The sequence below is a fragment of the Methylocystis sp. genome (genome assembly GCF_046349115.1).
Lineage (GTDB): Bacteria > Pseudomonadota > Alphaproteobacteria > Rhizobiales > Beijerinckiaceae > Methylocystis.
Window position 1 is genome coordinate 107,933 of record NZ_JAXMCX010000006.1, and the last position, 24,507, is coordinate 132,439.

At 63.6% G+C, this 24,507-nt stretch carries 26 protein-coding genes and 1 tRNA gene; 8 read left to right on the forward strand and 19 right to left on the reverse strand.

All coding sequences use genetic code 11. The features are described 5' to 3' along the window. Window positions 1-3: 3 nt before the first annotated feature. A complete protein-coding gene (locus U1E20_RS14865; protein ID WP_409981401.1) occupies window positions 4-531 on the reverse strand; it encodes a L,D-transpeptidase in 528 nt (175 codons plus the stop codon). Between the two features lie 148 nt (window positions 532-679). On the opposite strand from U1E20_RS14865, the gene mepA reads away from it, so the two are divergent. Continuing rightward, complete coding sequence (gene mepA / locus U1E20_RS14870) at window positions 680-1,603, forward strand: penicillin-insensitive murein endopeptidase (protein ID WP_409981402.1); 924 nt, start codon at window positions 680-682, stop codon at window positions 1,601-1,603. 174 nt (window positions 1,604-1,777) lie between these two features. Here mepA and msrA read toward each other — a convergent pair whose 3' ends face one another. After that, window positions 1,778-2,428 (reverse strand): peptide-methionine (S)-S-oxide reductase MsrA, encoded by a 651-nt coding sequence (gene msrA / locus U1E20_RS14875; protein ID WP_409981403.1) that lies wholly within the window; start codon window positions 2,426-2,428, stop codon window positions 1,778-1,780. A gap of 32 nt (window positions 2,429-2,460) precedes the next feature. Further along, on the reverse strand, window positions 2,461-2,778 hold the full coding sequence (locus U1E20_RS14880) for a hypothetical protein (protein WP_409981404.1): 318 nt from the start codon (window positions 2,776-2,778) through the stop codon (window positions 2,461-2,463). A gap of 179 nt (window positions 2,779-2,957) precedes the next feature. Here U1E20_RS14880 and U1E20_RS14885 point away from each other — a divergent pair. Beyond that, window positions 2,958-3,047, forward strand: a tRNA-Ser gene (locus U1E20_RS14885). Window positions 3,048-3,197: 150 nt separating this feature from the next. Here the strand turns inward: U1E20_RS14885 and U1E20_RS14890 are convergent. Then, window positions 3,198-3,590 (reverse strand): hypothetical protein, encoded by a 393-nt coding sequence (locus tag U1E20_RS14890; RefSeq protein WP_409981405.1) that lies wholly within the window; start codon window positions 3,588-3,590, stop codon window positions 3,198-3,200. A gap of 294 nt (window positions 3,591-3,884) precedes the next feature. Next, window positions 3,885-4,118, reverse strand: coding sequence for a hypothetical protein (locus U1E20_RS14895; protein WP_409981406.1), 234 nt, complete (start codon window positions 4,116-4,118; stop codon window positions 3,885-3,887). A 256-nt stretch (window positions 4,119-4,374) separates the two neighbouring features. Between U1E20_RS14895 and U1E20_RS14900 the strand changes: the two genes are divergently transcribed. From U1E20_RS14900 to U1E20_RS14910, 3 genes are all read left to right on the forward strand, one after another. Then, a complete protein-coding gene (locus U1E20_RS14900; protein ID WP_409981407.1) occupies window positions 4,375-5,013 on the forward strand; it encodes a recombinase family protein in 639 nt (212 codons plus the stop codon). Between the two features lie 308 nt (window positions 5,014-5,321). Continuing rightward, window positions 5,322-6,023, forward strand: coding sequence for a VIT family protein (locus U1E20_RS14905; RefSeq protein ID WP_409981408.1), 702 nt, complete (start codon window positions 5,322-5,324; stop codon window positions 6,021-6,023). A gap of 38 nt (window positions 6,024-6,061) precedes the next feature. Next, entirely contained in the window at window positions 6,062-6,487 is a 426-nt protein-coding gene (locus tag U1E20_RS14910; RefSeq protein WP_409981409.1) for a cupin domain-containing protein, read from the forward strand. A gap of 39 nt (window positions 6,488-6,526) precedes the next feature. Here the strand turns inward: U1E20_RS14910 and U1E20_RS14915 are convergent, their stop codons facing one another. The 7 genes from U1E20_RS14915 to U1E20_RS14945 all read right to left on the reverse strand — a co-directional run bounded on the left by U1E20_RS14915 (window position 6,527) and on the right by U1E20_RS14945 (window position 16,893). Then, on the reverse strand, window positions 6,527-8,524 hold the full coding sequence (locus tag U1E20_RS14915) for a L,D-transpeptidase family protein (RefSeq protein ID WP_409981410.1): 1,998 nt from the start codon (window positions 8,522-8,524) through the stop codon (window positions 6,527-6,529). 439 nt (window positions 8,525-8,963) lie between these two features. Then, a complete protein-coding gene (locus U1E20_RS14920; protein ID WP_409981411.1) occupies window positions 8,964-10,007 on the reverse strand; it encodes an alpha/beta hydrolase in 1,044 nt (347 codons plus the stop codon). A 50-nt stretch (window positions 10,008-10,057) separates the two neighbouring features. Further along, window positions 10,058-10,462 carry a hypothetical protein gene (locus U1E20_RS14925; protein WP_409981412.1) on the reverse strand — a complete coding sequence of 135 codons (405 nt, stop codon included), beginning with the start codon at window positions 10,460-10,462 and terminating at the stop codon, window positions 10,058-10,060. Window positions 10,463-10,551: 89 nt separating this feature from the next. After that, entirely contained in the window at window positions 10,552-12,222 is a 1,671-nt protein-coding gene (locus U1E20_RS14930; protein WP_409981413.1) for a serine/threonine-protein kinase, read from the reverse strand. Window positions 12,223-12,225: 3 nt separating this feature from the next. Then, window positions 12,226-13,110 (reverse strand): PP2C family protein-serine/threonine phosphatase, encoded by an 885-nt coding sequence (locus U1E20_RS14935; RefSeq protein WP_409981414.1) that lies wholly within the window; start codon window positions 13,108-13,110, stop codon window positions 12,226-12,228. A gap of 17 nt (window positions 13,111-13,127) precedes the next feature. Next, the gene (locus U1E20_RS14940; RefSeq protein ID WP_409981415.1) at window positions 13,128-14,981 is read right to left on the reverse strand and encodes a trypsin-like peptidase domain-containing protein; all 1,854 of its coding nucleotides are present in this window, start codon (window positions 14,979-14,981) and stop codon (window positions 13,128-13,130) included. A 334-nt stretch (window positions 14,982-15,315) separates the two neighbouring features. Then, window positions 15,316-16,893: a 2-isopropylmalate synthase gene (locus tag U1E20_RS14945; protein ID WP_409981416.1), complete on the reverse strand. Its 1,578-nt coding sequence runs from the start codon at window positions 16,891-16,893 to the stop codon at window positions 15,316-15,318. Window positions 16,894-17,319: 426 nt separating this feature from the next. Here U1E20_RS14945 and U1E20_RS14950 point away from each other — a divergent pair, with 426 nt between their 5' ends. Both U1E20_RS14950 and ppa read left to right on the forward strand, forming a co-directional pair. Beyond that, window positions 17,320-17,841, forward strand: coding sequence for an N-acetyltransferase family protein (locus tag U1E20_RS14950; protein ID WP_409981417.1), 522 nt, complete (start codon window positions 17,320-17,322; stop codon window positions 17,839-17,841). A gap of 128 nt (window positions 17,842-17,969) precedes the next feature. Next, on the forward strand, window positions 17,970-18,503 hold the full coding sequence (ppa, locus tag U1E20_RS14955) for an inorganic diphosphatase (RefSeq protein ID WP_409981418.1): 534 nt from the start codon (window positions 17,970-17,972) through the stop codon (window positions 18,501-18,503). A gap of 4 nt (window positions 18,504-18,507) precedes the next feature. Here ppa and U1E20_RS14960 read toward each other — a convergent pair whose 3' ends face one another. The 7 genes from U1E20_RS14960 to U1E20_RS14990 form a co-directional block, all read right to left on the reverse strand. Beyond that, window positions 18,508-18,870 (reverse strand): DUF1636 family protein, encoded by a 363-nt coding sequence (locus U1E20_RS14960; RefSeq protein WP_409981419.1) that lies wholly within the window; start codon window positions 18,868-18,870, stop codon window positions 18,508-18,510. Between the two features lie 67 nt (window positions 18,871-18,937). Continuing rightward, window positions 18,938-19,414: a hypothetical protein gene (locus tag U1E20_RS14965; protein ID WP_409981420.1), complete on the reverse strand. Its 477-nt coding sequence runs from the start codon at window positions 19,412-19,414 to the stop codon at window positions 18,938-18,940. Between the two features lie 214 nt (window positions 19,415-19,628). Beyond that, entirely contained in the window at window positions 19,629-19,919 is a 291-nt protein-coding gene (locus U1E20_RS14970; RefSeq protein WP_409981421.1) for a YARHG domain-containing protein, read from the reverse strand. A 49-nt stretch (window positions 19,920-19,968) separates the two neighbouring features. Then, entirely contained in the window at window positions 19,969-20,847 is an 879-nt protein-coding gene (locus tag U1E20_RS14975) for a M15 family metallopeptidase (protein ID WP_409981422.1), read from the reverse strand. A gap of 165 nt (window positions 20,848-21,012) precedes the next feature. Then, window positions 21,013-21,798: a Crp/Fnr family transcriptional regulator gene (locus tag U1E20_RS14980; protein ID WP_409981423.1), complete on the reverse strand. Its 786-nt coding sequence runs from the start codon at window positions 21,796-21,798 to the stop codon at window positions 21,013-21,015. 179 nt (window positions 21,799-21,977) lie between these two features. Next, window positions 21,978-22,646 (reverse strand): methionine biosynthesis protein MetW, encoded by a 669-nt coding sequence (metW, locus tag U1E20_RS14985; protein WP_409981424.1) that lies wholly within the window; start codon window positions 22,644-22,646, stop codon window positions 21,978-21,980. Further along, window positions 22,643-23,824, reverse strand: coding sequence for a homoserine O-acetyltransferase (locus U1E20_RS14990; protein ID WP_409981425.1), 1,182 nt, complete (start codon window positions 23,822-23,824; stop codon window positions 22,643-22,645). The genes metW and U1E20_RS14990 overlap by 4 nt, the downstream gene beginning before the upstream one ends. 341 nt (window positions 23,825-24,165) lie before the next feature. On the opposite strand from U1E20_RS14990, the gene U1E20_RS14995 reads away from it, so the two are divergent. Continuing rightward, window positions 24,166-24,459, forward strand: a complete 294-nt coding sequence (locus U1E20_RS14995) for a GNAT family N-acetyltransferase (protein WP_409981426.1) — start codon at window positions 24,166-24,168, stop codon at window positions 24,457-24,459. Window positions 24,460-24,507: the final 48 nt, after the last annotated feature.

The window sequence follows — 24,507 nt, forward strand, 5'->3', positions numbered from 1 at the left end:
CGTTCAGTTGCTGAAGTCGAAGAACGAGGGAAGCGGATTGCCATAAGCTTGTCGGGGTCGCGGCGCCGAATGGCCCGCCGCGCCGCGCCGGGCGCTGCCGTAATAATGGCCGCGCGGCGGTGCGCCGCTGATCGAAATCCTGCCGCCTTCATTCTGCACCATTTGATAGAGCATCGCCGCATGGCCGGGCGACAGGCGCACGCAGCCATGCGAGGCCGGGCGGCCGAGCATGCCGGTTTCATAGGACCCATGGATCGCGTAGCCGCCGCGAAAGAAAATCGAATGCGGCATCGGCGACATATGATATTTGCGCGAGTAATGCATCGGCTGCATGCCGGTCGGCGCGAAGGAGCCGCGCGGCGTGGAATAGCCGGCGCGGGCGGTCGACACCGGCCAGGAATAGCTGCCCGATGAAGACTGGACATGCATGGTCTGGGTTGAAAGATTAATATGAATATGGGTGGTGGCGTTGGCCGCGCCCATGGCGGCGAAAAGCAAACTAATTGCGGGGGCGATGACGGGAAAACGCATGACGGACTCCTGACGCAACGCATAAGCGACTAGGCCGGCATACTTGCTCTGGCTTGGCGCTGCATCAAACTAAATGAAGCGTTAAGGTTTCGCGGCAAGGATAAAGGCGCAAAGCTTTGCGCCTATCGAGATTGGGGGCGAGACGCCCATGACGGATTGGACATTGCGGGCGCTTCGAGCCGCGCTGTTGGGCTTGGCGGCCTTTGCCGGGGGCGCTTACGCGCAGGACAAGGGCACGCTCGATCCCAAGCCCCTGCCGCCGCTCGCCAATCCGTCCAGTCCCGGCACGCCGGCGCGGGAACTCTTCGGCCGCGCCGAGGAAGGGGCGCCGCTTCGTCCGGACCCGATCGGCTTCTATTCGCGCGGCTGTCTCGCTGGCGGCGAGCCGCTGCCGATCAACGGCCCGCATTGGCAGGTCATGCGCCTGTCGCGCAACCGCAATTGGGGGCATCCCAATCTCATCGCCTTCCTGAAGCAATACACGGCGAAAGCGGCGAAGGAATCGGGCTGGCCGGGCCTCCTCATTGGCGACATGTCGCAGCCGCGCGGCGGGCCGATGCTCTCGGGCCACGCCTCGCATCAGATCGGCCTCGACGCCGATATCTGGCTCGCGCCGATGCCCAATCGCGAACTCACCCGCGAAGAGCGCGAGGACATGATGTCGACGGACGTCGTGCGCGATGACCGTCTCGATGTCCGCCCCGATGTCTGGAGCGACGGCCATGTCGCGGTGATCCGCGCCGCGGCGATGGACCCCGGCGTGCAGCGGATTTTCGTCAACGCCGCGATCAAGCGCGCGCTCTGCCGGGTCGCGCAGGGCGAGAGCTGGATGCGCAAGGTGCGCCCGATGTGGGGCCATAATTACCACTTCCACATCCGGCTTTTCTGCCCGAACGGCTCGAATTGCCGCGACCAGGACCCGACGCCCGCCGGCGACGGCTGCGACGCCTCGCTGGCCTGGTGGTTCAGGGACGAGATCATTCATCCAAAAGGGGGGCCGTCGAAGAGCTGGCCGCCGATGACGATGGCCGGACTGCCCGCCGCCTGCCGCGAGGTTTTGCGCGCGAAATAAGCGTCAGACGAAATCCGTTTGATCTGCTCGGCTGTCATTCCAGACGCGCGCAACGCGCGCGATCTGGAATCCAGAGCAAAACCGGCGTTCTTGGATTGTCCCTGGATTCCCGGTCAAGCCTTCGGCCTGCCGGGAATGACGCAGCCCGAGCGAACCGATCAGCCGGAATTCGGATCAGAAAGAGGACTCGCCGAGCGGGCAGGCGACGCCGGTGCCGCCGAGACCGCAATAGCCGCCGGGGTTCTTGGCGAGATATTGCTGGTGATATTCTTCGGCGTAATAGAACGGCGGGCAATCGGCGATTTCCGTCGTGATCACGCCGAGCCCGGCCTTCGTCAATACGCGTTGATACATGGCGCGCGACTCATTCGCGACGGCAAGTTGTTCAGGCGTCGAGACATAGATCGCCGAGCGATATTGCGTGCCATGGTCATTGCCCTGGCGCATGCCCTGGGTCGGATCATGGCCCTCCCAGAAGAGGCGCAAGAGCTGCTCGAAAGTGATGGCCGGCGGCTGATAGACGACGTGAACCACTTCGGCATGGCCGGTGCGGCCGCTGCAGACATCCTCATAGGTCGGATTTTTGGTCATGCCGCCGGCATAGCCGACCGCCGTCACATAGACGCCCTCGCCGGCCTGCCAGAATTTGCGCTCGGCGCCCCAGAAACAGCCCATGCCGAAGAGGACCTGCTGCGACCCCAGCGGAAACGGCGGATCGAGCGGGCGGCCATTGACGAAATGGCGTGTCCCGTGCGGCACGGGCGTTTCGCGGTCGGGAATCGGTCGAAGCAGCTTGGAAAGAAAGAGTTCGTCGAAGATCGCCATGGCGCCGATATAGTGCGGGTCCCGGACTTAAACTAGCGGCGGGCGTAATAGAGCGGCGCTTGGCGGCGATGGCTGAGCAGGATGAGCAGCGCGCCGACGCCGCCGAAGGCGACGCTGACCGGCGCCGTCATCAGCGTGGTCAGGACCGGGTCCCAGAGAAACCCCGAGACATTTTCGACGCTCGCCTGGATCGACTGATAGAGGCCGGGAAAGACCGACGACGCGCCCCGGTTGATGCTTGTCACCATCAGCCGCCCGGCGGCGATCGAGCGGGTGCCGTCGACGATGAGGGCGATGAAGCCGCCGGCGAGCAGCAGCAGGCCGATCAGTCTGGTGAGAAGTCGCAGCATGGTCTCTTCGTTGGCTTGGCGCTTGGGCGTGAATCGGCGCAAGCAAGAATAGGCGCCGCCGCCGCGCCTGTCCATGCGCCGTCTCGATGCGCCGTCTCCATGCGCCGCCCGCCGGCCGTTTTGCGTTCGATGCGCGGCGATTGCGTTTAGGGCGCGCGTGAATATATTGCGCGCTTCGCGGAGGGGTGGCCGAGTGGTTGAAGGCGCACGCCTGGAAAGTGTGTATGCGGGAAACCGTATCGCGGGTTCGAATCCCGCCCCCTCCGCCACTTTCTATTGATGTTATAAACTACTGTATCTTCAATTATTTGTGACGGCAGCTTGGTGAAGCGTCCGCCACGTGGCCGACATATGTATCCCGCGAACTAGCCCAAAGGAGCCGGGCAGATGTTCCTTCTCAACGGCCGCGGCGTTGGTTCTCAGCGACAACGGCCGTTGATCGACGCAGAGATTTTGTGGGCGCTCTTGTCCAGGACGTAAAGGCTTATCACTCCGGTTTGGCGGTCGATATTCCCGCCCTGGTCCTTCCCGGCATTCTTGAAGACATAGAACCTTTGATCCTTCTGAATTAGCGAAAAGGCTGTCCCGAGATTGCCGACACCAGTTAGCGTCACAACCTTGCCTTTGATCTCGACCGAGAACGGCTCGATCGGCGTTTCGGTCTTCTGACTCCCTTGCTGAAGACTTCCCTCACATTGGAAAGTTATCGGGGCGTCTTCGGCAACGACGAGTCGAGATGAGAGAATCAGAATAGCCGCGCTCGCCGCCAGCAGTCGCATCGCCTGGGTCCTTTCAGTTGCGCCAGCCGTCATCCTGCGGCGTCGCGCTAAGCGCCTAATCCAAGCTTGAGGCGAGAGTGCGGTCAGGCATTCAATTGGCGCGTAGCGCGGGACCATGCGAATGACCTGGCGTCCATAGTGGGAGCCACGCCGCTCTGCTCCGCCGCGCGCCCATGCGCAAGTATCGCCACAACGTTCTGTGTGTCCCTGTGGACTATGAAGTTGTCGCTCCGGCCATCGCGCGGGAACTGGCGGCCATGTTACGGGAGAGGGCTGAAAGACGCTCTGAGAAGATCGTCTGAGCGAACGGCGCGCTGACCGCGCCTGTTAGTTTCGGGACGCTCCCTCAATCGAGCGCAGTTCGGCCGCCGCCGGGGCTCGCATGCTCGAATTAAGCTTCCGCAGCATCGTCACGCAGAGTTCCTTCACGGTCTCATCTTCAACCGTGTCGGCTAGCTTGGCCAAATGGCAGAACGCCATCGTGCGCTGAGAAACAGCGTCCGCATATTCCGCCGGATCGGTCAAATTGAGAATGTCGTCGTGACTGCTGTCGTCAGACATGACGCAGAAACTCCAAGCTACTCGTTACGGGTGACGCCAGACAAGGCTCAGCCGAGGGGCCGATTTTATCAGGCGGGCGGTTCGGAAGCCAAGCAACTCTTGCGCATAGCCCCGCCTTAATGAAAGGCGTATGTCTGTAAGGGTATATCTCAACGGTAAGGCGAAAATGGCGGCGAATAGGCATCCGTTAGTTTTGACTTGTCCCAACGGACATAATACTGTGCGGACACAATCCTAACGGACACAGGGTCGCCTCATGAAAACGATCCTCTATGCGCGCGTCTCGACGCTGGACCAGACCATCGGCCACCAAGAAGCCCAAGCCCGAGCGGCTGGGTTCGCTATCGACCTTGTGGTTGCCGACGAAGGCATGTCGGGCCTTCGTGTTCCCCTTGCCGAGCGTCCGCAGGGCCGCCGCTTGTTCGATATGCTGCGATCCGGGGATACGCTTGTCGTTCGTTGGGTGGATCGCCTCGGGCGCAACTACGCCGACGTGACGGACGCCATTCGGGAGTTTATGCGCCGAGGCGTCATCGTTCGAACCGTCATCAATGGGCTCACCTTTGACGGCGCGACGACGGACCCCATGCAACAAGCCGTGCGGGATGCGCTAATCGCGTTCCTGTCGGCGACGGCTCAAGCCCAAGCAGAGGCCATGAAGGAAGCGCAGCGCGCCGGGATCGAACACGCGAAAGCAAACGCGCAAGAGAGTAAATACCGCGGCCGGAAGCCAAGTTACTCACGCACGCAGTTTGAAGCGGTCCGCGACATGCTCAATCAAGGAACGGGCGTCGGTTCTGTCGCGGCCGCGACGGGACTTTCACGGCAGACCGTCTACCGTATCAGGAACAACGCAGCGGGCGCTGAGGCGGCCCTCGCGGAATGGGGAATGTAGCGGAGTTGGCATAACCCGCGCGGCAGTGAGAGCCCTCCGCCCAAATGTGCGCCCAATTCCACCCGATTAAGCGGGGCTTGAGGAAATTCGCCCGCGCCGAAGCGGCAGTTGAAGCCGATGACCCCCGCATCTTGATGTGGATGGATCGAGGCGACGCCTTCAGGCGCGCTCGACCATCATATAAATTGCGCCGCCGAAGCCGGTTTTTCGCGTGAGGCGCACTCTAAGAAATTGAAACCGACCACGTCATTCACATTAGGGCGATTCCGTCCAAATGCGGCGCGATCCAGCGACCGTCCCGAGACGACATGACCCGGCTTCGTCTCCACCCCGAACGACATCTCGTCCAGCGGATCGGTTGGCTGCGCGCCGCGGTGCTTGGCGCCAATGACGGCATCGTCTCGACCGCAAGCCTCATCGTCGGCGTCGCCGCCGCCGCGTCGATGCGCGAAGACGTGCTGATCGCCGGCGTCGCCGGTCTCGCGGCCGGCGCGATGTCGATGGCGGCGGGCGAATATGTCTCGGTCAGTTCCCAGTCTGACGCCGAAAAGGCGGATCTGGCGCGCGAGCGCAAGGAGCTGAGCGAGCACGCCGAACTCGAAAGGGAGGAGCTGGCCCAGATTTACGTCGGGCGCGGAATCGAGCCGGACCTCGCCCGCCAAGTCGCGCTGCAGCTGATGCAAAAGGACGCCCTCACCGCCCATGCGCGCGACGAATTGGGCCTTTCGGATATCGTCGCCGCGCGGCCGATGCAGGCGGCCTTCGCCTCGGCCGTCACCTTCGCCTCGGGCGCCGCTCTGCCGCTGATCGCGGCGTGGCTTGCGCCGCGCGAGGCGATCGTGCCGATCGTGTCCGCCGCCACTCTGGCGTTTCTCGCGCTGCTCGGCGCGATCGGCGCCCGGGCCGGCGGCGCCCCGATCCTTCGGGCGATGGTCCGCGTCACCTTCTGGGGCGCGCTGGCGCTGGCGCTGACGGCGGGCGTCGGCGCGATTTTCGGCCTGGCCGTGTGACGGGCGCGATCGGCGCTTTAAGGGGAATGGAGCAGCATATGATTCGTCTGGGCTTTGTCGCGATCCTTGGCTTGGCGTCGGTTTCGGCCGGCGCATCCCTCGCGGAGCAGCGCGCGCCGGCGGAAGTCATGACCGAAATCGCCCGGACGACGAAAACCGCGACAGGGCAGCCGATCGCGCTTGCGCCGGGGCCGCTGCAGGTCGTCGCGACGATCTACGCCCTCTCCCCCGGCGTCAAACTGCCGGAGCACAAGCATCCCTTCCAGCGCTACGCCTATGTTCTTGAAGGCGAGCTCACCGTCCAGCAGGCCGATTCCGCGTCGCGCGTCTACCGCGCCGGCGACTTCATCGTCGAGAGCGTCGACGGCTGGCATTTCGGCGCCGCGACGGGGAGCGGCCCGGTCAAACTTCTGGTCATCGACCAGACGCCGCCCGGCGCCGAGATCACGATCGACCGGCCCTAATGGCGCCGCGTTGGGACGGTCGGCCAAACGCCGCGCGATCTACCGCAGCTTGATCGTCAGATCGGTGCCGACGGCGCCGGTCTCGCTGCTGACCGGCTGGTCCGAGATGATAAGCGACGCGCCGGTCCAAAGCCGATCGCCGATTCGATCGCGAACGTCCTTCGGAATGTCGACGCGCTCCAGGGCCTCGGTCGGGCTCGTCGTCGTGCGCAAGCTCCAGCCCATCCCGGCCTCGTTGGACGCGGTCTTTCTGCGCGTGACCGGCTCTTCGCCGAGGTGGACAGGCATCGAGACGACATGCCATTTCAGCGACTTCCCATCGTCGCTCGCCGCCGTCGCAACATAAAGATGCGATCCCAGCGGCGTTTTCGGATCCCTAATGTCGATCGGCGCGTCGAACAGCGGCGCGAGACCCTGGCGCACATAGATGCGCCCTTCCTTCTTGCTGATCAGCATCGAAATCGGCGCCGCGCGCCGCTCGGCGTCTTTCTGAGCGGCGACGGCGGTCGCCGCCGCGGTTCGCGCCTCGTCGAGGCGTCGATCGACGTCGGCGAATTCCGATTCGCTGGCGTTCGCGGCCGTTCGCGCCCGTTCGAGCTTCGCCGTGGCGTCGGCGAGAACGGCGTCGGCGTTGGTCTTCGCGAGCAGCGCCGCGTCCTCGACGAGGAGCGCCCGTCCATAGGCGATCGTCAGGCGGTCGGCCTTGGTTTTGGCCAGCGCGTCGCCGGCCGACGCCTCACGCTCCGCCGTCTCGGCAGGATCGCGCTGGCTCGCGGCCGAGGCTGTCACCGCGTCATATGTCGCGGCGGCGGCGTCCGCTTTGCGGCTCGCCCACGCCTGCGCCGCTTCGGCGGCGCTGAGTTCCGCCGCGGCCCGCGCCGCCTCTTTCTGCTTGGCGCCGACGTCGAGGGTCAGCGCCTTGACCGCCTTGACGGCGGCGGCGGCTTCGGCGACCGCCTTGGCCTTGAGCTGCTGCGCATATTGATGCGGATTGACCATCGCCGGTTCCGCGACGGCGCTCGGCGGGGCGCTGGCCGATGGCGCCGTCTTCTCGGCGCCGGCCTCGATTTTCGGCTGTTCCGCCGGTCGCGCTGGATTGGCGTCAGGCGCATCCGTGGCGACGGACGCCTCTTTTTGCGCCTCGACAGGCGCGGTTTCGGCTTTGACGGCGGCGGCCGGTTCGGCCTCGACCTTCGGCTGCTCGGCCTGGGGGTGCGGCTTGTCGGCGGACGCCTCGGCGACGGCGGGGGATGGTTTCTGGTCCGCGGCGGGGTCGGCCTTTGCCGCATTGGCCGCGTCTCCGCCTGTCTCGATCTCGGGCTTCTCCGCCTTGGGCGGGGGAGCGGCCGACGCTGGCGTCGCCGCGACTGGCGCGCCGGACTCGCTCTTTTCGGGCTCGGCGGACGTCCGCAGCTTCGGCTGGGGCAGCAGCGCGTGTTCGAATTCGACGGGCGTCACCTCATGCGGCGAAATGACGACCCGCTCGCCGATCCTGGTCATGCCCCAGAGCTTGGCGGCGAATGCGGCGGGCAGCCTGATGCAGCCATGCGAGGCCGGATGGCCGGGCACCACGCCAAGATGCATGGCGACGCCCGACCAGGTGATCCGCTGCATGAAGGGCATCGGCGCGCCGGAATAGATATTCGAGCGATGGAAACGCTCGCGGCCGATAATGCTGAAAATGCCTTTCGGCGTCGGATGTCCGGCCATGCCTGTCGAAATCGCCGAACGCACGACGAGGCCGTGATGATTATAGATCGACACATGCTGATCGGCGATCGATGCGACCAGAAAAAGCGGTCGATCGAGCTGCGGCGCATCGGCCTTGGCCTCGCGCGCCGACGTCGTCGCGCCGGTCTTATCACCCGCCGTCGGCGACGTTTTCTTTCCTCCGGCGTGGCGCGGTCGAGCGACATGCCTAATCTCTCGCGGCGCCGCCCGAGGCAGGCTGTCACCGTTCCAAAAGAAAAAGCCCTGCGCCATAGCGGGGGCAAACGAACAGTCAAGCGTCGCGGCGAAGCCCGCGGCCAGAGCCACTGTCGAGAAAAGCCGGGCGCGAGAGCGCGTTCTCAAACGCATGTTCCGCTCCAAACGTGGTTGACCGCCTTTTTGAGTAAGGCGAATCTCTCATTTAATCGATAATCAATGGCTAATCCGAGGCCGGATTAGCCAGCCAAGTTCAAGATTTCACGCGGCATGCCTAAGCATTTGAGCCTCCCGATTATGGCTGATCGCTTGGAACCGGCGCGACCGGCGGATCATTCATCTCGGCGAGAAGATGCTTCTTCATGATTTAATGAGGTATTCTGCAGCTAGGCGATCTTACGGACCTCCCCTCAAGACGCCTCATCTTGAAAGCGAATATTTGTCTTGAGCGTAACCCTTCAAGTCGCAATGACCGATTCGAGACGGCGATTGTGCATAAATCCGCGCCAAGCGGCAACGCCCGGTCTCAGTTCTGGGCTTAACGATAAAATCACCATGCGCGCCGCGCCTTTGCGAGAAATCTTCCAATCGCCGCATAAGCGGCGTCCGCCTCGTTCAACAGGCCTGGAAAGAAGAAGAAGCCATGCGGCATGGCGTTCCCGACGAAATGCTCGACCGTCACGCCCGCCGCTTTCAATTTTTCGGCGAAGGCGCGATTGTCGTCGAGCAGCGGATCGGCTGTTCCGCTGACGATCAATGTTCGCGGACAGCCGCTCAAATCGGCGCGCGCCGGGCTTGCCCAGGGATGATCCCACTGCCGCGCCGTGGTCAGATAGGCGGCGCGCGCAAACGCCATGAAGGGCGCATCGATCACGAGGCCGGCCGGCGCCAGCCGCTCGAACGACGGAAATTGTTCGAAGCGAAAATCCGTGACCGGACAAAGCAGCACGGTCGCAAGAACCGACAAGCGCTCCTCGCGCGCTCTGATCGCCAGCGCCGCGGCGAGATTGCCGCCGGCGGAATCTCCGCCGAGCAACAGGCGCGATGGATCGCCGCCGATCTCGCCGCCTTTTTCATGGAGCCAACGCAGAACCGCCATGCAATCGTCGAGGCCGGCGGGGAACGGCCATTCCGGCGCCCAACGATAATTGACGCTGACGACGATGACGTCATTTTCGGCGGCGATGCGGCTGGTGATGAAGCCCGTGTCTTCCGATCGTCCGACGACGAAACCGCCGCCATGGACATAAAGCATCATTGGACGCGGGCCTTCGCCGGGCGGCGAAAAACATGCGCAGCGGATCGGTCCGGCGTCCGAAGCAACGGCGAGCGTTGAAACCGACACTTGCGGATAGAGCTGCGCCGCGCTCGCGGGAAGTTCGGCCGGGTCGACCGTCAGGCCCTCGCCCCTGTAACAGGCGCGCACGGGCGCCATCATCATGTCGCGCATCGCGACTGGCGCGCGCAGTTTCATCAGCACGCGATAGAAGGACGCCGCCGGATCATTTTCGGAAAAATTCGTGACGCCCGGTCCGTCGGCGCGCTCATCGACGAAGACGGACGCGGAGGCAGGGCCATGTTTTGCGTCCGTCATTAATCCTTCTCCAAATCGTCGCGATTGCGCGACGGGCGCAGCCGCTCAGTTTAAATCGCAGCACTCGCGACCAGCGCCCCAAGCGCCTCGGCCGCCGACAGTACGAAATCGATCGGCGCATCGATGCAATTGGCGGCGCCAAATTGACAGGACGCAGCCGCAAGAACAATAATCAGGACCTGTCGTCTGCGGGGGCGAATTCCATGATTGACAATGATTCCGGCGTTGAACGTCGGCTTTCGCGCCGATCCTTGCTGTTCGGCGCCTTGACGCTGCCACTTGTCGTTTTGGATCCCGAGCCGGCGTCGGCGCAATTGGGGCTCATCGGCGCGATACTCGGAGGATTCCGCTTCCGCCGGCGCCGCTACGGCGGTTACGCCCATCACTATCATGCGCGTCCCCATTACGCGCATCATCGCGGACGCGTCCGCGTCGCAAGTCATCATCGCCGTCACGGCGGCGGAGGCGGCGGCGGTTCTGGCGGCGGCGGGGGAATTGGCCACGTCGACTAATCGCGGACTGGAAAGATCGCGTCGCAAGAATTCTATCGGATGCGGCGCAAGGCCTCCGCTGCATTGGCGTCGCCCTGAGCGCTCGCTTTGCTGTACCAGTCCTTGGCTTCCCGGCGGTCTCTCTTGCGGCCGCCCGCCCCGCCTTCATAAATCCGCCCGAGCTGAAATTGCGCTTTGGCGTGACCTGACCGCGCCGCTTTCTCCCACCAGTCGGCGGCCATTCTTTCGCGCAGCCTTACGTCGTCCGCGACTTCATCGACCAATCCATTCGTATACATTTTCCCGAGCTCATATTGCGCGTCTGGGTTACCCTGCTCAGCCGACATTTTCAGCCATTTGAACGCATCATCGAGTTTTTGGTGTCCGGGCGTTTGTAGATACAGCATCCCCAACTCATATCGCGCCTTTTGATCGCCGTCGCGCGCGCGGCTTTCGGCGCGCGCGAACTTCGATTCAAGCTCGTCTTCCCTGGACCTTCGGTCATATGTTGGAACTGTCGACGCTTGGTTTTCGTCCACGCCGAAGGTGGTGCTGTTACGCGGCGCGGCGCGGCGATTGCCGACGTCGGCGTCCTGCCATCGGGAGTCGTCGCCGCGACTCCTCTTATCTGGGAGCGAGATCTCCCTGGTTTTGCGTTCGTCGGAAGAGAAGGAAGGCTCGAGGCCAAGATACAGAGATCCAAGAATTGCAACGGCGCCGACGCCGACCAGTACGCCCTGCGCCGCCGGATGCAGCCCCTTGAAGCGGCGCACCGCCGTCGCGCTGCGGCTTTTCGCCAAGGCGATCAGCTTGGTCGACAGGCGTTCGGGCGTGGGCACGTCGCGCTCGGCGGTCGAATCCTGAACCAGATGTCCCGCGTTGCGGATGATGGCGGAAGCGTCGATGCGCAGCGCCGTCGCGCCGAGCGCGTCGCTGAAGGCGCGCAAATTGGGGAAACGGTGCTCCGGACGCTTCGACAGCGCCGTCATGATCGCCGATTCAATTTCGGGCGTCACGCCGGAGATTCGCGGCACGAGCGGCGGCGCCTCGGCGTGAATCTGCGCCTGGGTGAGGTCATATTCGGTCGCGCCCGAAAATGGCGGCGCGCCGGCGAGCAATTCATAAAGCACGACGGCGAGCGAATAGAGATCGCTTCTTTCGTCGCCTTCGCCGCCGCGGCATTGTTCCGGCGACATATAGAGCGGCGTGCCGACCGCAGTGCCGGCGCGCGTGAGACGCACGCTGCCGCGCACTCGCGCTATGCCGAAATCCATGATTTTGATTCGGCCGTCGTCGGCGACCATCAGATTCGACGGCTTAATGTCGCGATGGATGACGCCCATCTGATGCGCATAAGCCAGACCGTCCGCCGCCTGCGCGATGACGGCGAGACTTTCCTTGACGCCGAGCGGCTTGCCGCGCTCCTGCAATATTTCGTCGAGCGGGCGGCCATGCACGAGCTCCATGACCATAAAAAGATTGCTGCCCTCGAGCACCGGCGAATAGAGGGTGGTGATGTTGGGATGATTGAGCTTGGCGAGACTCGTCGCTTCGGCGCGGAACCTTCCGACGAAGTCTGGGTCCTGAGTGAGTTCGGCGCGCAGCGATTTGATCGCCACCTCGCGCTCGAGGAACGTGTCGACGGCGGCGTGCACCTTGCCCATCGCGCCCGTGCCGAGCAGCTTGACGACTCGATAATGTCCGATCATTTGCGGGTCGCTCATGGCTCAACCCTCCGCGATGGCTTCGATCTTCAGCGTCGGCGCGCCTGCCGGCGGATCGACGATGTTGATCCGTTGCGTCGCCGCCTGGCCGTTCGATTCTGTCGGCGCGGCGCGCTCGACGACGAACACGCCGACTGAAATATTGTCGTAACCGCCGGCCGCGAGCGCCGCGTCGATCAAGGCGGCGCAGGCCGCTCCCGGCGGAAGGCGCGAAACGATCCGCGCGATGTCGGCGTCGCTCGCGAGATTGGACAGACCGTCGGAGCACAAAATGAGCCGGTCGCCCAATCGCAAGCGCATTCCTTCGGACCAGAGCTCAGGAGAAATCTCCTGGCGCGTTCCAAGCGCCTGCAGAATGACATTGCCGCCAGGGCTCTTTTCCGCCTCCTCGGCGGTCAGCACGCCGTCGCGCACGAGTTGCGCGTGCAGCGTCTGATCTTGGGAAAGCTGGATCAGTTCGCCGTCGCGCAAAATATAGGCGCGGCTGTCGCCGACATGGGCGAGCCAAAGACATTCGTCGCGGACGGCGATTGCCGTGCAGGTCGTTCCCATGCCGGCGCAATCGGGATGTTTGGCGGCGTAATCGAGTATCGCCCGATTGGCCGCTTCGAACGCGGCCAGGAGCGCTTCACGCGGCGGCCTGTCGAGCGAGAAATAGACGCGCCGAACGACTTCCGCCGCCAGCGCGCTCGCGACTTCGCCGGCGGCGTGGCCGCCCATGCCGTCGGCGACGAGGGCGAGCAAGCCGCGTTTGGCTTCCGGGTCTCGTTCGGTTGGCGCGACGAAGGCGACGGTGTCCTCATTGAGCGAGCGCACGCGCCCCACGTCGGTGCGCATCGCGCCCGCCACACGCCATGAAACGCCATTCGCCTGCTCTGCCGCCGTCATCGCTGGCGCCCCTTGCGTCACTCGCGCTGCGGGCGCAAGAGATCCCGGCCATATTTGATCGGCACCGCGAGGGTGACCCGCTCATTGCCGCGGCTCCTGCTGTAAGTGAACAGCCCGATCACTTTCCCGGTCGCGTCGAACACCGGTCCGCCGCTATTGCCGGCGCCGGTCGCGGTAATGCTCAACTGAATGACGTCTCCCGTCGAACTATAAGTTGTGACGCCTTCCCTCTGTTGGACGCCGGGCGAGAGTTTCGAAACGATGCCGTCGGTGATCGTTGCCTCAGGGATTTCTTCGCGATGACGTTTGACCGGCCCTCCGCCTTCCTGCGTCGACAGCTGCTGAAACGTCGACACTGACACCGCCGGATAGCCGAGAACCACGACCCTTTCGCCGACCGTGACGTTGTCATCAGACGCAAGTTCGACCGTGCTGAGCGACTGAGGCGAATCGATCTTGATGAGGGCGGCGTCCGAATCCGTCGATGCGCGGACCAGACTGGCGTTGATGTTCAGGCGGCTACCCGGAAAACGCGTTTCGAGCGTGTCGTTGCGACCTTCGAATGTTCGTTTGTCCGCCTTGCTGGGGTCGGGTATGTTGCCGCCGCCGATCGGCACCGCGATCGCAGGCTTCGACGGGAAAATGAGGCCGCCTGAGTCCGGCACCCAGTCGCCGATATCCGAAAACGCGTCGTCGCGGAGATCGATCACCTCATATTTCCGCAGATCAGGACCTTTGTAGCCCTTGGTCCGCTTCCAGTCAGGCCCGCCCCTGTAATCGAACAACACGCCGCGCTGTTCTTCCGTGCGGTAGGGTATTTCCCAGCCTGCGGCGACGTGCTTGTTGGTCAGGAGATAGCCCTGCTCGCTCACGACGAAGCCGCTTCCGGTGGCGGCTTCGTCGATTGGATGGTTCGATCGGTATTCGTCGTCGAGGGTCAGCCAGCGTACGACGGTATCGGGTCCGAGCCGCACATAGGCGGGCAAGGTCGCGCTTTCGTTCTTGCTGATCTTGACGTTGAAGGTCTGGTGATAAACCGGTTTGCCGGTCATCTTGTCATAAAGACGCCAATGCAGATAAATCTTGGCGGTGGCGTCCTTGTATTTGTCGTAGATTTCCTGCGGCGTCATGCCGGTGATCGATTTGACCCTTCCTTCGACCCCGGCCGACGCCTCCTCCTGGCCTTTCTCGATTTCGGACATCCGGCCGCCGACGCGCTCCTCCCCCTTCCATTGCTGCCACAGCAGGATGGCGCCGCCGAGCACGAGAACGGCGCCGATCCCCGCCGCCGTCGCCGTCAGCGCGCCGCGCGAGGCGCGGCGTTCCTCGCCGATCATCCGCTGCACCGTCTCCTGACCGACGCCGAACTTCTTTGGCGCGGCATCGCCGCTCGGCGCCTCCGCGGCGCCGGTCGCGGCGGCGTTCACCGCCGTCGACGCTGCGATTTCCGCGGTCTTGATGACGCGGGTCGCCGCCGTGTCGTTGACGCCGATCACTTGCGTCCGCGCGGCGAAACTGGCGGGCCGCGGCTGCACGTCAAAGGTGAATTTCGGCCCTTTGGCGCCGAGTTCGATCGTGTCTTCGGGAAGAAGTTCGACCTCGCCGGTCACCCGCTCGCCATTGAGAAAAGTGCCGTTGCTGCTGCCGGCGTCGGAAAGTTTGAAAGCGAGCTTGTCGCCTTCGCCTTCGATGCGGATAAGGGCGTGTTTGCGGCTGACGACGCTGTCGCCGACCGGATCGAAGGCGATTTTCGACGCGGGATCGCGCCCGATCGTGAATTCTCGCGCGTCGCCGATCGGCAATTGTTCAATCTGATTGGCTTTGGAGCCCGACAGATGGCGAATAACAATGCGCTCAATTGGAGTCGTCATTCCAGCCCCCCGCGCCAAAGCGCGCTCGTCCTGCGCCAACAAAAAAAGCGCAAATTCCCCCGCCTCGAAGATAAACCCGACTTTCCTCGGGAGGCAAGGACGATTGGCGAAGCGCGCGGCGCAAAGGCCGTCATCGCCGCGTCGCATAAAATTCGCGCGCAGCGGTCGGTCGCGCGTGAAGCGCTCTCAATTCTTTCAAGAAAATCTTGAAGCTAGCCCCGCCGCCCGGAGTCTCTTCGACCCAGATTCGCCCGGCCCGCATCCGATGCGCCGCCCTGACGTGAAGGCTCCCGCCGGTCGGTGACCAGCGGGAGCTTTCACGCGCTGCGCGTCGCTACATCGCCTGCATCGCGTCCGGCTTGGTGCGCGCGCGCTTCGCGATCAGCCGGTTGAGCGCCGACACATAGGCGCGCGCCGAGGCGACGAGCGTGTCGGGATCGGCGCCGCGGCCGGTGACCGACTTGCCGTTTTCGCTGAGGCGCACCGAGACCTCCGCCTGCGCGTCGGTGCCTTCGGTGACGGCGTGAACCTGAAACAGCTCCAGTGTCGCGTCATGCGGAGCGAGCGCCTTGATCGCGTTGAAGATCGCGTCGACGGGCCCGTTGCCGGTCGCCTGATGCGTCAGCTTCTCGCCGCCGACGTCGAGCGTTAAGGCCGCCGACTGCGGGCCATGCGTGCCGGCCATCACCATCAAGGCTTCGACCTTGATGTGATCATGGGCGTTGACGATCTCGTCGTCGACGAGCGCGACCAGATCTTCGTCGTAGACGAATTTCTTGCGGTCGGCCAAATCCTTGAAGCGATTGAACGCGTCCTCCAACGCATTCTCGCCGAGATCGTAACCCAACTCCTTCAGCTTCTCGCGGAAGGCGTGACGGCCGGAATGCTTACCCATGACGAGCGACGTCTTGGACACGCCGACGCTCTCGGGCGTCATGATCTCGTATGTATGCGCATTCTTGAGCATGCCGTCCTGATGGATGCCGCTCTCATGCGCGAAAGCGTTCCGCCCGACGATCGCCTTGTTGTATTGCACCGGAAAGGACGTAACCGCCGAGACGAGCTTCGACGCGCGGGTCAGGAGCTTCGCGTCGATATTGGTGTAGAAGGGCAGCGCGTCGCCGCGCGTCTTCATCGCCATGACGACTTCTTCTAGCGAGGCGTTGCCCGCCCGCTCGCCGATGCCGTTGATGGTGCATTCCACCTGCCGCGCGCCGCCGCGCACGCCGGCAAGCGAATTGGCGACGGCGAGTCCCAGATCGTCGTGACAATGGACCGAGAAGATCGCCCGGTCGGAATTGGGCACGCGCTCGCGCACCATGCGGAACAGTTCTTCATATTCCGCCGGCGTGATGTAGCCGACGGTGTCGGGAATGTTGATCGTGGTCGCGCCGGCCGCGATCGCGGCTTCGACGCAGCGGCAGAGAAAATCGAACTCCGTGCGGGTGCCGTCCTCCGCCGACCATTCCACGTCGGCGACATGATTGCGCGCGCGCGTCACCGAGGCGGTCACCATTTCCAAGACGCGCTCCGGCTCCATCTGGAGCTTGTATTTCATATGCACGGGCGAGGTGGAGATGAAGGTATGGATGCGCGGACGCTTTGCCTCCCGCAGCGCTTCGGCGCAGCGGTCGATATCCTTTTCCGAGGCGCGCGCCAGTCCGGCCACGGTGGCGTGCTTCACCCGCCGCGCCACTTCGCTGACGCTTTCGAAATCGCCGGGACTGGCGATCGGAAAGCCGGCTTCGATAATATCGACGCCCAATTGATCCAGGAGATCGGCGACCTCGAGCTTCTCTTCGAGAGTCATCGAGGCGCCGGGCGATTGCTCGCCATCGCGCAAAGTGGTGTCGAAAATCAGGACGCGCCCGTCGTTATCTGCGACGGCGCCGGGCTGTTGCTGATGGCTCATTTGATTTGAAATCCTGCTTTGCCGCCCCCGCTGGGGCTCTTGTCGGCGACTGCGTGACATGTCCCCCTGAAGGCCTGGGCGCGAGCCCGTCGGGCGCTCAGGGGCGACTAAGAAGCAGCAGGCCGAGAAGCGGCAGGGAAAGCGGGCAAGCGAATCCGCGCGCGCGCGAAGGCGTCGCAGCGACAGTCGCAGAGGCGGTTGCGTAAGGCAACGATCTCTTCCCATTCCGGCGGCGCTTGGCCGCAGTCATTTAGCAGGATAACGCAAGAGGGACCTTCGCCGCAAGCGCCGCGACCCGCTTTTTTAACTCTCGCGAAAATCGCGTCTACGTCGAATGCATGACCCGCTCGCCCGGCAGATAATTTTTGCATCCGAAACGCTCATGGCTCTTGCCGAAACGAATGTCCGGGACCTAACATTCGAACCATGGTCAAGACCGCATTCTCCATCCGCCACGCGCGTCCCGGAGACGCAGAGCAGATCACGCGCGTTCATGACGCGTCATGGCGCTCGGCCTATCGCGGCGTGATCCCTGGGGCGGAGCTCGAACGGATGATCGCCCGCCGCGGCCCCAATTGGTGGCATTCGGCGATCGTGCGCGGCACCGGCCTGCTTGTGCTCGACTTTGACGACGATATCGTCGGCTATTCGACCTATGGCCGAAACCGCGTGCCGTCGATGCCCTATTCCGGCGAAATTTTCGAAATCTATTTGACTCCCGAGCAGCAAGGCTTGGGGTTCGGCCGGCGCCTGTTCAACGCCACGCGCCGCGAACTCGCCGAGCACGGCTATCTCTCGACCATCGTCTGGGCGCTCGCCGACAATGACAAGGCGCTCGCCTTCTATCGCAGCCTCGGCGGACAGACGATCCGCCGCGCCGAGGAGCGGTTCGGCTCTGACATGCTAACCCGCGTCGCCTTCGGTTTCGTGTCGGCGCCGGTGCGCTGAACGGTGATCGCAGGACGGTTTTGCGGTAAGAACGCCGCCGCGAGGCGCGCAGCGCTTTAGCTTTGACGACAATCGTCACACGCCGGCGATATTTCCTCGCGGCGTCTCCCATCTCATCGGAGCCTTGAATGCGTCTCGACGCCATACCGATCGGCGCCAACCCGCCGCAGGAAGTCAATGTCATCGTCGAAGTGCCGCTGGGCGGAGAGCCGATCAAATATGAGCTCGACAAGGCCTCGGGAACGCTCTTCGTCGATCGATTCCTTTATACGGCGATGCGCTATCCCGGCAATTACGGCTTCATTCCGCACACGCTGTCCGACGACGGCGATCCCTGCGACGTGCTGGTCGCCAATACGCGCCCCGTGGCGCCGGGCGCGGTCATCGCGGTTCGGCCGATCGGCGTGCTGCGCATGACGGATGAAGCCGGCGGCGACGAGAAAATCGTCGCGGTGCCGTCGGCGCGGCTGACGCAACGCTATGTCGATGTGCAGAATTATACCGACCTCCAGGAGATGACCTGGCGCCGGATCGAACATTTCTTCGTCCACTACAAGGATCTCGAGCCCGGCAAATGGGCCAAGATCGCCGGCTGGGGCGACGCCGCCGCCGCGCGGGCGCTGATCACCGAGGCGATCGAGCGGGCGCGCGCGGCGAAATAGCGGTCTATGACGCCGGGGGCGTGCGCGACACCACGCCCTTCCTGAAACAGGGCGGTCGGTCCTGCCAGGCGACGATTCCATTGTCGGTCGCCGCGAAGCTTCGCGCCGAGTCGATCAATTCGTCGACATGGGCGACGCCGTCGAGATCGCCGATCACATAGGTCCATTTGCCGGCGCCGGCGAAGGCCACGGTCGCCGGGCGCTTGCACACCGCGAGGCAATCGACGGGCTCGACGGCGATATCGAGATTGCGCTCGTCCAGGCGCGCCCGCAGCGCGTCCATCAGGAGCGCGCCCGGACGCGTGTGGGCGTCCTCGCCGGCGCGGCAGGATGTGCATACCAAAACCCTAATGCTCGACGCGGCCATCTCCAACTCCAATCGCTGAACCCGTCTTCTCGATCAAAGCCGCGCCGAAAAAATGGGCGCCCCACTCTCAGGGCGTGTAGGCGCAGCGCGCGCCGCCGCCGGCCTTTTCCGCGACTTCGTCGGCGTCGACGATACAGTCTAGCGCCGTGACCGACGCGTGAGAAGAGCCCGCGGCGCCTTCCGCCATGACGCCATTCTCGATCAAAGTCGCATAGAGTTCATTCGCCTTGCGGCCGCTCAATTCGATCTTCTTCGCCCCGAAGGTCAGATCGCAGCCGCGCGAGGTAATGTCGACATTGCCGGCGCGACAGTCGATCGCGTCAGCCTTCACCGCGACGCGCTGGCCCTTGGCGTGCGGCGCTTCGGCATGTCCGGCGAAATAGGCAGCGAGCAGCTTCTTGTCGGCGTGGCTCGTTTGCGGCGACAATTCGCCGACGATCGCCGAGAGCGCCAGCGCGCTCGAACCATTGCTCGCGCCCGCTTGAGCCGCGACCGGCGCGAGAACGGACAAGAGGACCAACCCAACTTTCTTATATGCGTCCATAGCGAATCCTCCGATAAATAGATCTGCGCAATTAACAGAAGAGCCCCCCGACGAAAGTGCGGCGCAGGCGTTCAGTCGACGGCGGCAAGTCTATCCGCCATTTGCGCGACCGTGAATGCGGAAGCCTAAAAAAAGCGGCCGCTGGGCGATCCACCGCGCTCGATTTCGTTGGGCGGTTCGTATTGGACCGCGAAATTATGACCCGCGCGGCGGCTCAGCACCCTTTACGGCGCTCCCACATTTGAAGCTGATTGACACGGCTTTTCTCCCAGCCGCTCAGCCGCCCGTAAGGTGGAAAGCAGCCCGCGCCGAAAACAGCCCGCGCGCGGTCGGTATTGAAGCAATAGCCGTTACGCGCATATATCCGGTTGCGCGCGTACCAAAGAGCATCGCAAGACATGTAAGCCGGATCCTGCGCCGCCGCCGGGGTCGGCTCGGTGATGAACGATCCCCCGCCGATCGCGCCGACTAGGCCAAGCGCCGAAAAAATCTTATGCGTTTTCATCGCTGCGCCCTCCTGTAATGGGCGTTAGGTACGATCCGCGCGATTCTTTTCAATGGCCGTGTTGTTTTTTCTCATCGCCGCCTAGCGGGACAAAAAACTCGGGCCGGTATTCGAAATGCATTGTGTCGAAATGCCCCCATTTACCGCCCCAGATAAACCCGTGGCGTTCGAAAATCTCCACGATCTCGTAAGGAATCCGATTGCGGTAACCGCCCTTGCGCCAGAGCCAATAATCAGAGAAGGCGGTGTTGAGGTCGATCGCCGCGCCATAGGCGTGCATGCTGCGTTTGCCGGTGTCCTTCACCATGCGGCAATTGAAAGCGCCGGCGCTCGGATAAGCGTTACGCTTGATGTCCTTCGGCAGCCGCTCGATTTCCTTGGCGACCGCGCGCAACCTTTCGGCGACGCCGTTGACCGTGGTGACCCGCACCTTGCCAGTGAACCACGGAATGTCGGTCAGAGCTTTCTGCGTTTCGCCCTTGTCGCAATCGCCATACATTTTGTCGAAGAAGGCGGCGTTGCGAAAGCGCCCCGGATCGTCCTGCGGTCCGGGCGGTTTTGTCAGCGCGCCCTTGGGATAAGCAAGGCTCAACTGATCCAAGAGAGAGGCGTTTTTCAGTTTCTCGTCGAAGCTCTTGTCGGTCCTGCCGTCGGAGAGATTTTGTCTCGTTCCGTCGCGGAATATGATCGCGTCGTCGTCGCGACCGGCAATTTGGTCTGGATAGGCCTGTACGAGCGCATCGGGCGAAATCGCCTGCGCGCGAGCGGCGATGGGACAGAAAAGTATCGCGATCCCGGCCAGGAGCGCGCCGACCTTTCGAGCGCGCTGCGAAAAAGCTGAATCCTGTTTTTTGCGCTCTGCGCTCGTAGAATCGATCGCGTGATCTGCGCCTGGACGATTTCGCCGAAGTTCAGCCTCATGCGGCATCGGCGCTCTCTTTTCATCATTGATGCGGCGATAAGCCAGCGCGCGCCGCCGATATTTCGTCGAGCGCCATATTTTCCGACGCTTTCGCGGAACGCGCCACTTAAAATTACAATCCAATTTTTTTTGCGAACCGCGCGCTCTGCTGCGGCGCGGCGCTTCTCAGAATTACGACGCTTGCAGGACCAAACGGGCGCGCTCGCCCAGACGGTCGCATTGGTCGGCGAGATGCGAAACGCTGTCGACATGCACATTGCGCGTCTCGGTGCGCACGCCATGGGCGCGCAGCTTGGCGAAGGCGCGCGACAGCGTTTCCTGCTTCACGCCAAGACGCGCGGCGATCAGGCGCTTGTCATAAGGCAGGCGAAAACGGCAGCGGTCCTCGTGCGGCGGGCAAAGCGCGAGCAGGAAATGGGCAAGGCGCTGATCGGCGTTCTGACTCTTGAGCGACTCGATCTCGCCGACGAGACGGGCGGCGTTCTCCTTGCCATCCCGAATCACCGCGGCGCAGAGCGAGGGCGATTGCTTGAGCTGCCGTGCGAAACGCGGCGCGGGAAGCTTGAGCGCCTTGGCGGCGCCGACCGATTCCGCCGAGACTGTGTGGACCTCGTCGTCGCCGGCGGGGACTTCGCCGATCAATTCGCCGTCTGAACGAATGCCGATGAGCGTCTGGCGTCCGGAAGGCGCCGTCCGCATCAGTTTCACATAGCCGCTCACGACAAATGAGACGTCGACGAGGCGGTCGCCCTGACGGAAAAGCGCATCGCCGTCCTGCAGCGATTCGATTTTGGCGTCGACCGAGAGGCGCGACAAGGTCTCTTCGTCGACGTCAGCGAAAAGCGACGCCTTGCGAAGATCGTCGGGACCCGCAGGCAAAGGCGCACGCCGACCGGCCCGTCGCTTTCGCTGGACCTCGTCGAAGTTTCGCGCCGTGCGGGCGGCCTCGATCGTCAAGCTCGCGCATCCTTCCGAAACGCAGCAAATCCTGCGCGTCATTCAACGAATGACGTGACAATGAAGCGGAGGCGCCGCCGCTCCCTCCTGCGCATGTTCGTTAATGCCGCCAAAGGGAAGGCTAGCGCGAACTGTCACACTCGAAAAGGCGACGGATGCGGGACAAACCGTCGCATGAGTCAGGACCGTCCGCCGCCGCGCTCCATCAGAAAGACCGCCTGTTCGCCGAAGAGATTCCACACCCACCAGGGGGCGTTGAATCGAATCGGCGCGCCGGCGCGATCCAGCGCCACGCCGCGCTCGATATGGGCGCCAAGTTCGTCGACGAGTTCGACGAAATCGCGAATGGTGCAAAGATGAATATTCGGCGTGTCGTGCCAGTGCGCGGCGAGATGGCCGGTCACCGGCATGCGGCCGGTAAAGGCGAGCTGCGCACGCACCCGCCAACAGCCAAAGTTTGGAAATGAAACGATCGCGCGACGTCCGATGCGCAACATATTGGCGAGCGCCGCGCGCGGGCGCCGCGTCGCCTGCAGCGTCTGTGAGAGAATTACATAATCGAAGCCATCGTCCGGATAGTCGGAAAGGTCGGTGTCGGCGTCGCCCTGGATGACGGACAGTCCCTTGGCGACGCATTCATTGACGCCGCGCTGCGAGAGTTCGACGCCGCGGCCGTCGACGCCTTTCTTCTGCGCGAGCAGCTGCAGCAGCGAGCCGTCGCCGCAGCCGACATCAAGTACGCGCGCGCCGGGCTCGACCATCTCCGCGATGACCGCGAGATCGAGGCGCGGATGGTCGGACGAATGTACGCGCCGCTCAGGCGCGTCGCCCGCAGGCGTGAAGTTCATTGCGAATTTCCGTGAGGCGCAAGGCCGCGCGCCGCCGCCGCCGAGTCGAGAAAGCCGCGCGTCGTCGCGATGAACATCGGCTCATGCAGCAGGAAGGCGTCGTGCCCCTTGTCGGATTCGATTTCAACGAAGGACACGGAGGCGCCGCCGGCGTTGAGCGCATGAACGATGGCGCGCGAATCCGAGGTCGGATAAAGCCAGTCCGAGGTGAAGGAGACGACGCAAAAGCGCGTCTTGGTGTCCTTGAACGCCATCGCCAATGAGCCGCCGTAATCGGCGGCGAGATCGAAATAGTCGCAGGCGCGGGTGACGAAGAGATAGGAATTGGCGTCGAAACGCTCGACAAAGGCGAGGCCCTGATAGCGCAAATAATTCTCGACCTGAAAATCCGCGTCGAAGGAGAAGGTCGGGGCGCTGCGGTCCTGCAGCTTGCGGCCGAATTTGCGCTGCAGCGCCGCTTCCGAAAGATAAGTGATATGCGCCGACATGCGCGCCACCGCGAGGCCCTTCTCGGGCCGCACGCCCTGCTCCTGGTAGCGCCCCAGACGCCAGTCCGGGTCGGCCATCACCGCCTGTCGGCCGACTTCGTGAAAGGCGATGTTCTGGGCGGAATGTTTGGCGGCGGTGGCGATCGGCATCGCCGAAAACACCCGCTCCGGATAGCTCGCCGCCCATTGCAGCACCTGCATGCCGCCCATCGAGCCGCCGGCGACGCAGAACAGCGTCTCGATGCCAAAATGATCGATCAGCATCGCCTGCGCCCGCACCATGTCGCGGATGGTGACGACGGGAAAGTCGAGCCCGTAGGGCTTGCCGGTCGCCGGATTGAGCGAGGACGGGCCGGTCGTCCCCATGCAGCCGCCGACGACATTGGAGCAGATGAGGAAATAGCGGTCGGTGTCGAACGGCTTGCCGGGCCCGACCATCGCCTCCCACCAGCCGGGCTTGCCGGTGACCGGATTGACGCCCGCGGCATATTGGTCGCCGGTCAGCGCATGGCAGAGCAGAATGGCGTTGGTCCGCGCGGCGTTGAGCGCGCCATAGGTTTCATAGGCGATGGCGAGCGGCGCGATGCGGCCGCCGCCATCGGTCGACAGCGGGCGGTCGGGCTCAAAAACAACGGTTTTCGGCGCGGCGGCCCCGCCCTGGAGCTGCCGCGCATCTGACACGATGGACAAGCGATTTTCCCAAGCGTTCGATTTGCCGAACAATTCGTTCGGCAACATCGATGCGGCCGGCCAAGGTGTCAAGCGCCGCGCGGGGGCGCACAGGGGCTCCGAGTCGGTTAGCGAGGCGCCCTCTCGCCGCGTCATGGCCGCGCTTGTCGCGGCCATCCACGCGATGACGCTTTACGGATGTGAAAACATGAGCCGGACATACCGTCTCCGCGTGGAACATTTCCGCAATGTCCCGGCGTGGATGCCCGGCACAAGGCCGGGCATGACGGCTGAAGCTGAGCTGAAATTAAACCCGAGTTCGCAGCGCTGCGGCGGCGCCAGACGCCTGGTTGCCGTCCGCGGTGACGAAAAAACTGCCCCGCTATCCCGTGCTGCCGGCCATGCTGATCGGCCGACTTGCCGTCGCAAAGAAGCGTCAAGGTCAGGGGATTGGCCGCGCCCTCATCGCCGACGCTATCATCCGCACGGAAAGCTTTCGCATCGGCGCTTATGCGCTGATCGTGGACGCAAAGGACGAACGCGCGCGCGCCTTTTATGCAGCGAACGGCTTCGCCTCACTTCCCGACGAAGCGCGGCGGATGTTTCTGCCAATGGCGACCGCGTTGCAACTTTTCGAGAACGAGCGGCGCGGGTGATCCGCTGTCTTGCGGAAGCTTCAACCTTTACCGAAGGCGCGCAACGTT